General features: G+C 72.0%; 14 protein-coding genes. 5 read left to right on the top strand and 9 right to left on the bottom strand.

The genetic code is table 11. From position 1 onward, the window contains the following. Window positions 1-7: 7 nt before the first annotated feature. Window positions 8-946: a tRNA (adenosine(37)-N6)-dimethylallyltransferase MiaA gene (miaA, locus tag ACZ4VI_RS21205; RefSeq protein ID WP_468001248.1), complete on the bottom strand. Its 939-nt coding sequence runs from the start codon at window positions 944-946 to the stop codon at window positions 8-10. A 182-nt stretch (window positions 947-1128) separates the two neighbouring features. On the opposite strand from miaA, the gene ACZ4VI_RS21200 reads away from it, so the two are divergent. Together ACZ4VI_RS21200 and ACZ4VI_RS21195 are read left to right on the top strand one after the other, a co-directional pair. Further along, the gene (locus ACZ4VI_RS21200; protein WP_468001246.1) at window positions 1129-1440 is read left to right on the top strand and encodes a hypothetical protein; all 312 of its coding nucleotides are present in this window, start codon (window positions 1129-1131) and stop codon (window positions 1438-1440) included. Between the two features lie 53 nt (window positions 1441-1493). Further along, a complete protein-coding gene (locus ACZ4VI_RS21195; protein ID WP_468001244.1) occupies window positions 1494-1769 on the top strand; it encodes an antitoxin in 276 nt (91 codons plus the stop codon). Window positions 1770-2022: 253 nt separating this feature from the next. On the opposite strand, the gene ACZ4VI_RS21190 is transcribed toward ACZ4VI_RS21195, so the two are convergent. The 6 genes from ACZ4VI_RS21190 to ACZ4VI_RS21165 are packed head-to-tail and all read right to left on the bottom strand — an operon-like array spanning window position 2023 to window position 7376. Beyond that, the gene (locus ACZ4VI_RS21190; RefSeq protein WP_468001242.1) at window positions 2023-2730 is read right to left on the bottom strand and encodes a class III extradiol dioxygenase subunit B-like domain-containing protein; all 708 of its coding nucleotides are present in this window, start codon (window positions 2728-2730) and stop codon (window positions 2023-2025) included. 10 nt (window positions 2731-2740) lie between these two features. Next, entirely contained in the window at window positions 2741-2896 is a 156-nt protein-coding gene (locus ACZ4VI_RS21185; protein WP_468001240.1) for a hypothetical protein, read from the bottom strand. Between the two features lie 23 nt (window positions 2897-2919). Next, entirely contained in the window at window positions 2920-4440 is a 1521-nt protein-coding gene (gene miaB / locus ACZ4VI_RS21180) for a tRNA (N6-isopentenyl adenosine(37)-C2)-methylthiotransferase MiaB (RefSeq protein ID WP_468001238.1), read from the bottom strand. Continuing rightward, a complete protein-coding gene (locus ACZ4VI_RS21175) occupies window positions 4437-5171 on the bottom strand; it encodes a HisA/HisF-related TIM barrel protein (protein WP_468001236.1) in 735 nt (244 codons plus the stop codon). The genes miaB and ACZ4VI_RS21175 overlap by 4 nt, the downstream gene beginning before the upstream one ends. Continuing rightward, complete coding sequence (pdxA, locus tag ACZ4VI_RS21170; RefSeq protein WP_468001234.1) at window positions 5143-6180, bottom strand: 4-hydroxythreonine-4-phosphate dehydrogenase PdxA; 1038 nt, start codon at window positions 6178-6180, stop codon at window positions 5143-5145. The genes ACZ4VI_RS21175 and pdxA overlap by 29 nt, the downstream gene beginning before the upstream one ends. Further along, on the bottom strand, window positions 6177-7376 hold the full coding sequence (locus tag ACZ4VI_RS21165; protein ID WP_468001232.1) for a four-carbon acid sugar kinase family protein: 1200 nt from the start codon (window positions 7374-7376) through the stop codon (window positions 6177-6179). Before ACZ4VI_RS21165 ends, pdxA begins: the two co-directional genes overlap by 4 nt. Window positions 7377-7489: 113 nt before the next feature. Here ACZ4VI_RS21165 and ACZ4VI_RS21160 point away from each other — a divergent pair, with 113 nt between their 5' ends. Both ACZ4VI_RS21160 and ACZ4VI_RS21155 read left to right on the top strand, forming a co-directional pair. Then, the gene (locus tag ACZ4VI_RS21160) at window positions 7490-8371 is read left to right on the top strand and encodes a LysR family transcriptional regulator (RefSeq protein WP_468001230.1); all 882 of its coding nucleotides are present in this window, start codon (window positions 7490-7492) and stop codon (window positions 8369-8371) included. Between the two features lie 172 nt (window positions 8372-8543). After that, window positions 8544-9542: a TAXI family TRAP transporter solute-binding subunit gene (locus ACZ4VI_RS21155; protein ID WP_468001228.1), complete on the top strand. Its 999-nt coding sequence runs from the start codon at window positions 8544-8546 to the stop codon at window positions 9540-9542. A gap of 167 nt (window positions 9543-9709) precedes the next feature. Here ACZ4VI_RS21155 and ACZ4VI_RS21150 read toward each other — a convergent pair whose 3' ends face one another. Both ACZ4VI_RS21150 and ACZ4VI_RS21145 read right to left on the bottom strand, forming a co-directional pair. Next, complete coding sequence (locus tag ACZ4VI_RS21150) at window positions 9710-11107, bottom strand: sensor histidine kinase (RefSeq protein ID WP_468001226.1); 1398 nt, start codon at window positions 11105-11107, stop codon at window positions 9710-9712. 17 nt (window positions 11108-11124) lie between these two features. Further along, window positions 11125-11829: a response regulator transcription factor gene (locus ACZ4VI_RS21145; RefSeq protein ID WP_468001225.1), complete on the bottom strand. Its 705-nt coding sequence runs from the start codon at window positions 11827-11829 to the stop codon at window positions 11125-11127. A gap of 297 nt (window positions 11830-12126) precedes the next feature. Here ACZ4VI_RS21145 and ACZ4VI_RS21140 point away from each other — a divergent pair, with 297 nt between their 5' ends. Beyond that, window positions 12127-12912, top strand: coding sequence for an amino acid ABC transporter ATP-binding protein (locus ACZ4VI_RS21140; RefSeq protein WP_468001223.1), 786 nt, complete (start codon window positions 12127-12129; stop codon window positions 12910-12912). The last annotated feature ends 13 nt before the right edge of the window (window positions 12913-12925 follow it).

The raw sequence follows: 12925 nt of genomic DNA, 5'->3' as shown, positions 1-12925 counted from the left end.
CACGTGATCAGGCTGTAACCGCTCGTTCGACCAACGTCAGCGCCTGTCGCGGGAGTTCCCCGCGGTCCTCCGCCGCGCCGCTCAGCCAGTGGACCCGCGGGTCGCGGCGGAACCACGAGTCCTGGCGGCGCGCGAAGCGCTTGGTGGCGCGTACGGTCTCGGCGCGCGCCTCGTCGTCGGTGCACTCCCCCGCGAGCGCCGCGAGCACCTGCTGGTACCCGAGTGCGCGGGCGGCCGTGCGCCCCTCCCGCAGCCCGAGCGCCTCCAGGCTGCGCACCTCGTCCACGAGGCCGGCCTCCCACATCCGGTCCACGCGCGCGGCGATCCGTTCGTCGAGCTCGGGGCGCGCCACGTCGACGCCGATCTGCACGGTGTCGTAGACGGAGTCCGGGCCGGGCAGGTTGGCCGTGAAGGGCTTGCCGGTGATCTCGATGACCTCCAGGGCCCGGACGATGCGGCGCCCGTTGCTGGGCAGGATCGCGCGCGCGGCCTCGGGGTCGGCGGCGGCGAGGCGGGTGTGCAGGACGCCGGAGCCCCGCTCCTCCAGCTCGGCTTCCAGGCGGGCGCGTACGGCCGGGTCGGTGCCCGGGAACTCGAGCGCGTCGATGGCGCCCCGCACGTACAGGCCGGAGCCGCCGACCAGGACCGGCGTACGGCCTTCGGCGAGCAGCCGGTCGATCTCGGCGCGCGCGAGGCGCTGGTACTCGGCGACGCTGGCGGCCTCCGTCACGTCCCAGATGTCGAGGAGGTGGTGCGGGATGCCGCCGCGCTCCTCGAGCGTCAGCTTGGCGGTACCGATGTCCATCCCTCGGTAGAGCTGCATCGAGTCGGCGTTGACGACCTCACCGCCCAGTTGCTGGGCGAGGAATACACCCAGATCGGACTTTCCGGCCGCTGTGGGACCGACGACGGCGATGACCCGCGGGGCGGGAGCTGCAGTTCTCACTGTCACAGTCTCGCAAACCTCCCAGGAGGTCCCCGAATGAGCGACGTGACGGTCCGCAACCGGGTTCGTTGCCAGTTGCGAGGTTCCGACCGCCGGTTTCCGTACCGGCTGCGCCGGGTGGCGCAACAGGGCGCCCCGGGCGCCGCGGGGCTTTTCCCACACGAGTACGCTATGGAGTGGAAATGGGCGTTTTTGCAATGTTTCGGCGGAAGGGCAAGGAAGCTGCCGAGGCGTCGACGGAGGAGGCCCAGGCTGTCGCCGTGACGGACGCGCCGGAGGAGACGGAGGCCGGAGCGCTGAGCGACGGGGCCACCGGGGCCGAGGCGAAGGACGGCACGGAGGACGGCGCGACCGCGGAGCCGGCGGAGGCGGGCGACGCGGCCGCGGTGGCGGATGCGGATGTCGTCGAGGTCGTCGAGGCCGTGGAGATTCCGAAGCAGCAGTCGGCGGACGAGGCCGCGGACAACGAGGCAGGCGAGAGCGCCCGGAAGTAGCGGCTCCTGGAGACAGGGCACGGCATATGCACTCACCGGAGGGAAGGTGACCCATGGGTCTCCTGGATTCACTGAAGGCCAAGCTCGCCCCGGCCAAGGACAAGGTCTCGGACTTGGCGCAGCAGCATGAGGCCAAGATCGACCAGCGTCTGGAGAAGGCCGCGAAGCTGGTCGACGAGAAGACCAAGGGCAAGTACAGCACCAAGATCGAATCTGGCACCGGCAAGGCCAAGGACGCCCTTGGGCGGATCGCCCACAAGGACGAGGGCACGAAGGGCACCGACACGGGTCAGGGCGAAGGCCAGGGCCCGACCCCGCCGGCCCCCTGACGCCCGGCGTCACCGAACATCCCTCCCGCACGGCGGACGGCCGCGGAGCATCGTGCTCCGCGGCCGTCCGCCGTTTGTCGTTCGCCGTCCGCCGTTTGTCGTTCGCCGTCCGCCGTTTGTCGTTCGCCGTCCGCCGTTTGTCGTTCGCCGTTTGTCGTTCGTCGTTCGTAGGCCGCCGTCTGTCGTCCGCCGTCGTTCGTCGGCCGTCGTCAGCCCCTCGTCGGCCGCCGCACGCGGTGTTCCGTGGGCGCCGTCAGGACCAGGCGGCCACGAAGTAGCCGACGCCGTACGGGGCGTCCTCGTACAGCAGTCGGCCGTCGAGCCCGGCGCCCTCGGCGGCGCCCGCGAGAACCTGCCAGGGGGCCCGCCCGGCGGCCTTCAGTTCGTACGCCAGGTTCTCGTCCACCCCGAGCAGGGCGTCCACGTCCGCCGCGCCCAGCGCCCGGGCCGCCTCCGCGTCGAAGGCGGCGGCGCGCTCGTCCAGGTAGCCGGGGGCCTTGAGGGTCCGGCACGCGCTGCCGTCGCCCATCACCAGGAGCGCCACGCGGTCGGCCGCGGCGGCCAGCTCACGGCCGGTGGAGACGCACTCGGCGGTTCCCAGCAACTGGCCCACCCCGAGGCCCTCGACAGGCGCGTCGGCCCAGTCCGCGCGCTGCAGGAGCCACGCGGCGACGGCGAGGGAGGCGGGCAGCGGTCGCTCCCCCTCGGGCCCGTCACCGAGCCGTACGGAGAGATCGACGCCGAAGCCGCCGAAACCGCCCGTCGAACCGGCAGGGTAGGTTCCGCGCGCGTCCCCGTACGCGGGGCCGACGACATAGAGCCGGTCGGGGCGGGACGCGGCGAGCAGCCCGATGGCGTCGGCGCAGGCCGTCCGGGCTCCAGCGAGCTCACCGGCGGCTCCCGCCGCCACCTCGGGCACGAGCAGGGGCGGGCAGGGACAGACGGCTGCGGCGACAAGCATGATCCGCAGCCTACTGCGACGGTCTCCGGTCCATGGGCGGCACGCTGTCCCGCGGCTCCGGCATCGACGCCTCAAGGGCCTCGGCCGCGGTCGTCTTCGCGATCTCGGCGTCGGTCGAGTCGTGCGCGAGCTCGGCGATGCTCCGCAACGTCTGCGTGTCCGACATGGTCCTCTGACGATCAGCAGATGTCAGTGGCCTCCGCAGGCCGGTGCCGAGGCCGCGGGGAGCGGATCCGGCACGCCGATCTTCGGCAGCCCGAGCAGGACACCCGCCGGCTTGGCGGCCTCCGCTGCGGTGCGCTTCTCCCAGGCGTCGCCGGCGCGGGTACGGCGTACCGACGTCGTCGGGCCCTCGGCGAGCAGGTGGTGCGGGGCGGCGTAGGTGATCTCGACGGTCACCACGTCGCCCGGGCGGACCTCCTGGTCCGGCTTGGTGAAGTGGACGAGCCGGTTGTCGGGCGCGCGGCCGGAGAGGCGGTGGGTCGCGCCGTCCTTACGGCCCTCGCCCTCGGCGACCATGACCTCCAGCGTGCGGCCGACCTGCTTCTTGTTCTCCTCCCAGGAGATCTCCTCCTGGAGCGCGACGAGACGCTCGTAGCGCGCCTGCACGACCTCCTTGGGGATCTGCCCGTCCATCTCGGCCGCCGGCGTCCCGGGCCGCTTGGAGTACTGGAAGGTGAAGGCGTTGGCGAAGCGGGCCTCGCGGACCGTGTGCATCGTCTGCTCGAAGTCCTCCTCGGTCTCGCCGGGGAAGCCCACGATGATGTCGGTGGAGATGGCGGCGTGCGGGATGGCCGCGCGCACCTTCTCGATGATGCCGAGGAAACGCTCCTGCCGGTAGGAGCGGCGCATGGCCCGGAGGATGGTGTCCGAGCCGGACTGCAGCGGCATGTGGAGCTGCGGCATCACGTTCGGGGTCTCGGCCATCGCAGCGATGACGTCGTCCGTGAAGTCGCGGGGGTGCGGAGAGGTGAAGCGGACCCGCTCCAGGCCCTCGATCTCGCCACAGGCGCGGAGCAGCTTGGAGAAGGCCTCGCGGTCGCCCAGGTCGGAGCCGTACGCGTTGACGTTCTGGCCGAGGAGGGTGATCTCCGAGACGCCCTCGGCCACCAGGGCCTCGATCTCGGCGAGGATGTCGCCGGGGCGGCGGTCCTCCTCCTTGCCGCGCAGCGCCGGGACGATGCAGAACGTGCAGGTGTTGTTGCAGCCGACGGAGATCGAGACCCAGGCGGCATACGCGGACTCGCGGCGGGTCGGGAGCGTGGAGGGGAAGGCCTCCAGCGACTCCGCGATCTCGATCTGGGCCTCTTCCTGGATGCGGGCGCGCTCCAGGAGGACCGGCAGCTTGCCGATGTTGTGCGTGCCGAAGACGACGTCGACCCAGGGGGCCTTCTTGACGATGGTGTCGCGGTCCTTCTGGGCGAGGCAGCCGCCGACGGCGATCTGCATGCCCGGGCGCGAGGTTTTCTTGGGGGCGAGCCGGCCGAGGTTGCCGTACAGCTTGTTGTCGGCGTTCTCGCGGACCGCGCAGGTGTTGAAGACGACGACGTCTGCGTCACCGTCCGAACCCTCGGGGGCGCGGACGTAACCGGCGTCTTCCAGCAGACCGGAGAGCCGCTCGGAGTCGTGGACGTTCATCTGGCACCCGTAGGTGCGCACTTCGTAGGTTCGCTGGACGTCCACTGCCTGGCTCCGGTCGCTGCTGGTCATGGAACAAGGGTATGCGGTGCCGGGGATTGCCCCGGCCCGAGCCGCCGGGACGACGGCGCGGGGGCTCTCCGGGCGGCCTCGACGGCCACGGTGAGCTGGGCGGCGAGGGTGCCCGCTTCGGGGCGCAGGGATCCGTCGAAGGCGGCGGAGCCGATGGTGAAGGCGTCGGCCCCGGCGGCCGCCAGGGCCTGTATCCGGGCGGTGGTGGTGATGCTGCCGGCCACGACCAGGCGGCCGCCGGTGGCCGCCCGGGCGGCGCGGACGAGGTCGAGGGGGTCCGCGTCGGTGGCCCGGTGGGCGAGGAGGTCGACGCCCGCGCAGCCGGCGGCCTCGGCCCGGCGGCAGTCCTCGGCGATCCGGTCGGGGCCGCCCGCGAGGCGGGTGGGGTGGCCGAGCGGTTCACCCACGAAGGGGAGGTACTCGATGCCGGTGCCGGCCACGAGGGCCAGCGTTTCGTCGATCCAGGTGCCGCCCATGAGTCGGTCGACACCGAGATCGACGGCACGCCTGACCGAAGTGAGGGCCTCGTCGCGGGTGGTGCTGACCACTTCGAGGTAGCTGGTGGCGCCCATGTCCTTGATCCCCCGGTGGAGCCTGCCGAGGGTGGCCTGCTCGACGCCGACGTCCTTGAAGCCGAGGTGGCCGATGCCGAGGTCCCGGACGGTGTCGAGGACATCGAGGCAGTCGGTGACGGTCCTGTCGTCACGGGTGAGCATGAAGATGAAGTCCACGGGGGTCCTCCGGGTCGCGTGCGGGGGCGGGGGCGGCCAGCTCGTCCGCCTGGTGCAGGGCGGTGAGAAGGCTGGTGTGGTCGGCGGTGCCCCGGCCCGCGAGGTCGAAGGCGGTGCCGTGGTCGACGCTGGTGCGGACGAACGGCAGGCCGATGGTGATGTTGACGCCGTGCTCGAGGCCCAGGTACTTGACGGGTATCAGCCCCTGGTCGTGGTACTGCGCGACGACGGCGTCGAACTCGCCCGCACGGGCGCGCATGAAGACGGTGTCGGCGGGCCAGGGGCCGCTGGCGTCGATGCCTTCCCGCCGGGCTGCCTCTACGGCCGGTTCGATGAGGTCGAGGTCCTCGCGGCCGAAGAGCCCGTTCTCGCCGGCGTGCGGGTTGAGGGCGGCGACGGCGATCCGGGGGCGGGGGCCCGTCGGGTCGCCGGCCCGGAGCGTGCGGTGCGTCAGCCGGATGATCTCCAGCTCGCGGGCCGTGGTGAGGGAGTCGAGTGCCGTGCGCAGGGACTGGTGGACGGTGACGAGGACGACCCTCAGTTCGTCGTTGGCCATCATCATGGCGTAGTCGCCGGCGCCCGAGAGCTCGGCGAGGATCTCGGTGTGGCCCGGGTAGGGCAGCCCCGCCAGCCTCAGCGCCTCCTTGTTGATGGGTGCGGTGGTGAGGGCCCGGACCTCGCCGCGGAGGGCGAGCTCGATGCCACGGCGTATGTACTGGAACGAGGCGGCTCCGGCGCGGGCGTCCACGGTGCCGAGCGGTAGGTCGGCGGGGAGCGCGCCCTCGGAGAGGACGTCCATGGCTCCGGGGCTGTGGGCTGCCTCCGCGACGGAGGCGATCGGCCGCACGGTCAGCTCGGTGCCGGTGATGCGGCAGGCCCGGGCGAGCGTGTCCGGGTCACCGATGACGACGACCGGAGGGCGGCGCCGTGGGTCGGCGTACGCCTTGACGGTGATCTCGGGGCCGATGCCGTTCGGGTCGCCCATGGTGAGGGCGATGGGTGGCTTCATGAGACCGGCCCGCCCTCTCCGAGGAGGCGGCAGAGGCGGTCGAGTGTTCCGTCGTCGCCGAAGCCGCCCGCTTTGATCAGGACGGGGATGCGGGGCGGGTCGAGCAGGACGCCCCGGGCGACCCCCGGTTCGGGTTCGTCGGTCAGGTCGATGCCGGAGGTCCCGAGGGCGTCGAGGGCGGCCACCGCGGTCTCCCCGCCGGTGAGCACGAGTCCGTCGACCAGCCCGTCCGTCACCAATTCCCGTACGACGGTGGCGAGATCGCCGGTCAGCGAGCCGGCGGCGGCACGGCGGGCGTCGGGCGTGTGGACGACGAGCACGGGGGCGGAGGAGCGCCGGAGGACCTCGACGGCCCCTGCGGGGTCGCCGTCGGCGACGGCCGTACCCACGTCCACTCGCGTACGCAGCCGGTCGAGCTGTCGGCGTGTGGCCGGGTGCGCGCTGCCGACGACCACAAGCGGGCGCCGGGATGCGGCCGGTTCGGGCGTTGGCGCGGCCTGGTTACGGGGGTGGTGACCGGCCAGGGCTGCGGCGAGGCCCGGGGAGCCGACCCAGAGGACGTCGCCCGGCCGGGGCACGGAGGACACCAGGAGGTCGAGGTCAGCGTCGGCGGCGGCCGAGCAGACGAACACGCCTCCCCTGTCGACCAGTTCCGGCAGCTTGCCGAACCCCTCGGGTTCGAGCAGTTCCGCTTCGGGCAGCAGCCTGGCGAGGTCCGCGGTGCGGACCGGGTGCGCCGGGTCGCGCGCGAAGTCCGTCTCGTGCACCGGCACGCCCCGGACGTGCTGGATCCCGCGGATCGTCGTCCTGCCCTCGGCGGGGAACGCGGGCGCGACGACGACGGCCCGCCGGGCCGAACCGGCGTGGGCGGCGCGGATCTCGGCGGCCACATGGCCCCGGAGGGTGGAGTCGACTGTCTTGACGAGCACGTCGGCACCCGCGAACGCGCCCGCGGCGCGCCGTGTCCGAGCCACGGCAGCCGCCTCGTCGAGCAGACGACTTCCGAGGTCGACAGCAACGACTCCGAGCCCGGCCCCCGACCCCGCCCCACCGTCGGGCCAGGCGCCCCACGACAGCAGGATCTGTGCGCGGTGGCCGGTCCTGCGGAAGGGGGACGCGCCGTCGCCGGCGCTTGTGAGGTCGTCCGCGAGGACGGCGATGCTCGTCACGGGGTCGGCCTGGGGTTCCCGCCTCATGTGTCGTCCTCCTCGGATCGCGTGACGCCCTCGCCACTGCCGTCAACCCTGGCGCCCGGAAAGCCGCTGGACAAGCGATTCCTTCTCACCCCACCTGTGAGTAGATTTCACACGTGCGCTGGCCCGATCTCCCCCCGCTGAACTCATTGCTCCCCTTCGAGGCGACCGTCCGGCACGCGAGCATGACCCGGGCCGCCCAGGAGCTCCATGTGACCCACGGCGCGGTCAGCCGTCAGATCCAGAACCTGGAGAAATCCCTCGGTGTCACGCTCTTCGAGCGTGGGACCCGCTCGCTGCGGCCGACCCCTCAGGCCCGTCGCCTCGCGTCCGCCGTCCGGGACGCGCTCGACCAGGTCGACACGGCGGCTCGCGAGGTCGCGCGCCGCAAGCGCGGCGGTCCGCTCGCGCTGTCCTGCGAGCCGACGCTGCTGATGCGCTGGCTCATTCCCCGCCTGCCCGACCTCGCGGTCCAGGTGCCGGACCTCACCGTGCATCTGTCGGCGGCCGGCGGGCCCGTCTCGTTCGAGCGGGACCCCGTCGACGTCGCTCTGCGCCGCGACGACTTCCCCGTACCGGCGGACGTGAGCCGCTCGCCCCTCTTCCTGGAACGCATCGGTCCGGTCTGCAGCCCGGACATGGCGGAACGGCTCCCGAAAGGAATCGACGTCGCCGGTGTGACGATTCTGCACACGAGCACCCGGCCTCGGGCGTGGGCCGACTGGCGGCGCATCACGCGTCGCCGCGTCGAGCCGGTCGGGGAGCAGACCTTCGAGCACTTCTACCTGGCGCTCCAGGCGGCCGTCGCCGGCGTCGGCATGGCCATCGGTCCGTACGCGCTCGTCTACGACGACCTGATGCGCGGACAGCTGGTGGCGCCCTACGGCCTGGTCGAGGACGGCACGGGATATCACCTGCTCAGTCGGCAACCGCCCGAGCGGGACGGCCGGATCGCCGCCCTGCTGGGGTGGCTGCGATCCCAGGCCGGCGGTCTCTGACCGGCGCAGGCACGGCGAAGGCACGGCGCGCGGCCGGCCACGCGCGCGTGGCGCGCGGGCACCGGCGGGACGCACCGCCGGACGCACCAGAGGGGGCATCGGCATGGAGGCCCGACCGGCGTCTCCCCGCCCGGCCTGGCCAGGGCGGGGATCGAACTGGCAGGATCGCGCCATGCTCGCCTCGCTCTCCCGTGCCGCCCGCCGTCGCCTTCTCCAGGTGTCGGCGGCGCTCCTGGTGGTGTGCGGGGTGCTGGTGTGGTGGCTGGTTCCGTTCGGTACTCCGGCGCCGAGCGGCCGCGTCACGTTCAGTACGGGCGTTCCCACCGGGGTCTACCAGCGGTACGGCGAGCTGCTGCGGCAGGCCCTCGCCACCGATCTGCCGGATGTCTCGATATCGCTCAGGAACAGCGAGGGCTCCCAGCAGAACCTCGCACGCCTGGCCTCCGGTGAGGCGGATTTCACCATCGCGACGGCCGATGCCGTGGCCCAGTACCAGCGCGACAAGAAGCCCGGGTTCGAGCGGCTGCGCGGCTCCGCCCGCCTCTACGACGACTACGTACAGCTGGTGGTCCGCAAGGAGTCGCCCGTGCAGTCCGTGGCCGATCTGCGCGGGCTGCGGGTCGGCGTCGGCCAGGAGGGCTCGGGCGTCCGGCTCGTCGCCGACCGGATCCTCGCGGCGGGCGGACTCACCCCCGACACCGACATCCAACCGGTCTCCGCCGGCATCGACACCATGCCGGGCATGTTGGAGCGCGGGCAGCTGGACGCGTTCTTCTGGTCCGGCGGTCTGCCCACGCAGGCCGTCCAGGCACTGTCCGAGCGTTTTCCGGTACGGCTGGTCTCACTGGACGCCGCTCTGGTGGACAGGCTGCACGACGTCGGTGAGTCGACCCGCCACTACCGCTCCGCGGTGATCCCGGCGGACGCCTACGCCCGGGCGCAGGACGGCCAGCCGGTGGAGACGCTGGCGGTGGCGAACCTGCTGGTGACGACGGACGCGGCGGATCCGGCGCTGGTGGAGGGTTTCACGCGTACAGTGATCAGAAGCCGGGACCGGATCGGCAGCCAGGTCCACCCGGCGCAGCTGGTGGACCTGCGCACCGCGATCTACACGGAACCCCTGTCGCTGCACGAGGGCGCGCGCCGCTACTACCGCTCGGTGAAGCCGTAGGGCTAGGCCCTCGGGCGCCCGCAGGCCGGAGACCGCCGGCTAGGACGGGGCCGTACACACCGAGCCGTACGGCTCCCCCGCGCCGTACCACCCCTGAGGCCGTACGAATCCCGGGCCGTACAGACCCTCAGGCGCACGCCGTACGTCGGGTACGCCCCCCCGCTCCCTCACCGCCCCTGCGGCCCCGTCCGAGGCACCGTGACCGTCACGCGCAGTCCGTGCGGCTCGTTCGGGGCGTAGGCGATCGAGGCGCCGCCTGCCGCCAGCAGGACCCGGGAGATCGAAAGACCGAGCCCCGAGCCCTTGATGTTCTGGTGGCGGCCGCTGCGCCAGAAGCGGTCCCCGACCCGTTCGAGCTCCTCCGGCGTGAGCCCAGGACCGCCGTCCGCCACCTCGATCGTGCAGCTGTCGCCCTCGGACGCCACGGTGACCGTGACCTCCTCCCCCGCCGGGGTGAACTTCAGCGCGTTGTCGATCACCGCGTCGAGCGCGCTGGAGAGCGCCACCGGGTCCGCCCACGCCGTCACCGCCCGCCACTCCCCGCCGAGCCGTACGCCCTTCTCGTCGGCGAGCGCCCGCCACGCGGCGACCCGCTCGGCCACCAGCGCGCCGATGTCGGTGAGACGCAGATCGGCGGCGGCGTGCTCGGCCAGCGCGAGGTCCAGCAGATCGTCGAGGACCTGCGCGAGCCGCTTGCCCTCGGTCCGGACGGAGGCGATCTCCTCGTTGTCCTCGGGCAGTTCGAGGGCGAGCAGCTCGATGCGCAGCAGCAGCGCGGAGAGCGGGTTGCGCAACTGGTGCGAGGCGTCGGCGACAAAGGCCCGCTGCTGCTCCAGGACGTCCTCGACGTTGTCGGCCATCTCGTTGAACGACCGGGCAAGGCGCCGCAGTTCGGGCGGCCCGCCGGCCGCGGCGACCCGGGACTTCATCCGGCCGGTGGCGATGTCGTGGGTGACCGCGTCCAGCACGCGGACCGGCCGCAGCACCCAGCCGGTGAGCCGGAAAGCGGCGCCGACGGCGAGCAGCATCGCTGCGGACTCCCCGGCCGCGATGATCAGCCAGCCGCTCAGGATGCGTGAGCGCAGCTGCCCGGTGGGCGAGTCGGTCACCACGACGGCGACGACGTCACCGTCCCGTACGACCGGTGAGGCGATCGTGAGGCGCGCGTGCTGCTGCCACGGCCACACCTGCGGCGGGTCGTGGCTGCGGCGCCCGAGCTGCGCCTCCTTGAAGGCGCGGCGGCCCTCACCCTCGTAAGGGACGACCCAGTCCTCCGGCGCGGCGGCCATGGCCGTGTTGTCGCGGTAGAAGATGCCGGCCCGGATGCCGTACACGTCGTGGTAACTGGCGAGTTCACCGCGGAGGGTGGTGCGGCGCTCGTCGACGGTCGGCTCGGACTCGCTCACGAACTGGGCGAGCGCGGCGAACCGTGCCGCGTCGTCGAGCCGGTCGACGACCACGCGCTGCTGCTCGGCGGCGGCGATGCTGGCGGCCAGCGGGAAGCCGAGGGCGAGCAGCACGCCGGCCATCAGGACGAGGAGAAGCGGGAGGAGACGTGTGCGCACGTGGGGGATCCGGGCGGCTACGCGGCGGGCGCGACCAGGCGGTACCCGACGCCCCGCACGGTCTCGATCAGGGCGGGCATCGCCAGCTTGGAGCGCAGCGAGGCGACGTGCACCTCCAGGGTGCGGCCGGTCCCCTCCCAACTGGTGCGCCAGACCTCGCTGATGATCTGCTCGCGCCGGAAGACGACACCGGGCCGCTGGGCGAGCAGGGCGAGCAGGTCGAACTCCTTGCGGGTGAGCTGGACGGGCGTGCCGTCGACGCTGACCCGGCGGGTGGGCAGCTCGATGACGACGGATCCGAGCCGCACCGCTGCGTCATCGCCCGCCCCGCCCGACTCCTCGCCGGCGGCGGTGCGCCGGCTGACGGCGTGGATCCGCGCGAGCAGTTCCCCGGTGTCGTACGGCTTGACCACGTAGTCATCGGCCCCGAGGTTGAGGCCGTGTATCCGGGACCGTACGTCGGCGCGCGCGGTCACCATGATCACGGGCGTCGGGGTGAGCTGACGGATCCGGCCGCAGACCTGGTAGCCGTCCTGGTCGGGCAGCCCGAGGTCGAGCAGGATCACTCCGTACGAAGGGCGCTCGCCGTGCGCGGCGGGCAGCACGGCCTGGAGCGCCTCCTCGCCGTTCCGGGCGTGCGTGACCGTGAACCCGTGCTTCGCCAGTACGGCGGACAGGGCCGCGGCGACATGATCGTCGTCCTCGACGAGCAGGAGTCTCATGGCCCCCCTCCGGTGGCTTCGTGGCTTCGTGATCCCGGCGGCTGCGTGGCTTCGTGATCGCGTGATGGCTATCTGTGTACCAGGGCATGAACGCCGATGGTCGCTGTCACAGTCAAGTGTCCCCCTGTTCCACCAGGGTTTCTGTTATGCACCCGGTACGCCACCGGGCGTCCTCTTCACGCAGTGTGTCCGGTTGAGGCCGTATCGTTATCCTCAATTTCCGCTCAGATGTAATGACGCTCGTCGCACCGCGTGCCTAGTGTCCTCCCCAACCGAGGAGGACGGAGCAATAAGCCGATGAGCGGAGTGTCAGTGACCAAGGGCTCGGAAGACGCCGTTGCGGCGGCGGGCGACCTGGTCGTGCTGTCCGACGTGAACAAGCACTTCGGCGCGCTGCATGTGCTCCAGGACATCGACCTGACGATCGCCCGGGGCGAGGTCGTGGTCGTGATCGGGCCTTCGGGGTCCGGCAAGTCCACGCTGTGCCGCACCATCAACCGCCTGGAGACGATCGACTCCGGCACCATCACGATCGACGGCAAGCCGCTGCCCCAGGAGGGCAAGGAGCTGGCCCGGCTGCGCGCCGACGTCGGCATGGTCTTCCAGTCCTTCAATCTCTTCGCGCACAAGACGGTGCTCGAGAACGTGATGCTGGGTCAGATCAAGGTCCGCCGGACGACGAAGGCGTACGCCGAGTCCACGGCCCGCGCGCTGCTCGACCGGGTGGGTGTCGGTACCCAGGCGGACAAGTACCCGGCGCAACTCTCCGGCGGCCAGCAGCAACGCGTCGCGATCGCACGGGCGTTGGCGATGGAGCCGAAGGTCATGCTGTTCGACGAGCCGACGTCGGCGCTCGACCCCGAGATGATCAACGAGGTTCTCGAGGTCATGCAGCAGCTGGCGCGCGACGGTATGACCATGGTCGTCGTCACCCATGAGATGGGTTTCGCGCGGTCCGCCGCGAACCGCGTCGTGTTCATGGCCGACGGCAGGATCGTCGAACAGGCCACGCCCGACGAGTTCTTCAGCAACCCCCGAAGCGACCGCGCCAAGGACTTCCTTTCGAAAATCCTGCACCACTGACGGCGGTCAGCCC

The organism is Streptomyces sp. NPDC029169 (assembly GCF_055563935.1).
The sequence above is the reverse complement of the archived record's forward strand: the minus strand, read 5'-3'. Positions and strand labels throughout refer to the sequence as shown.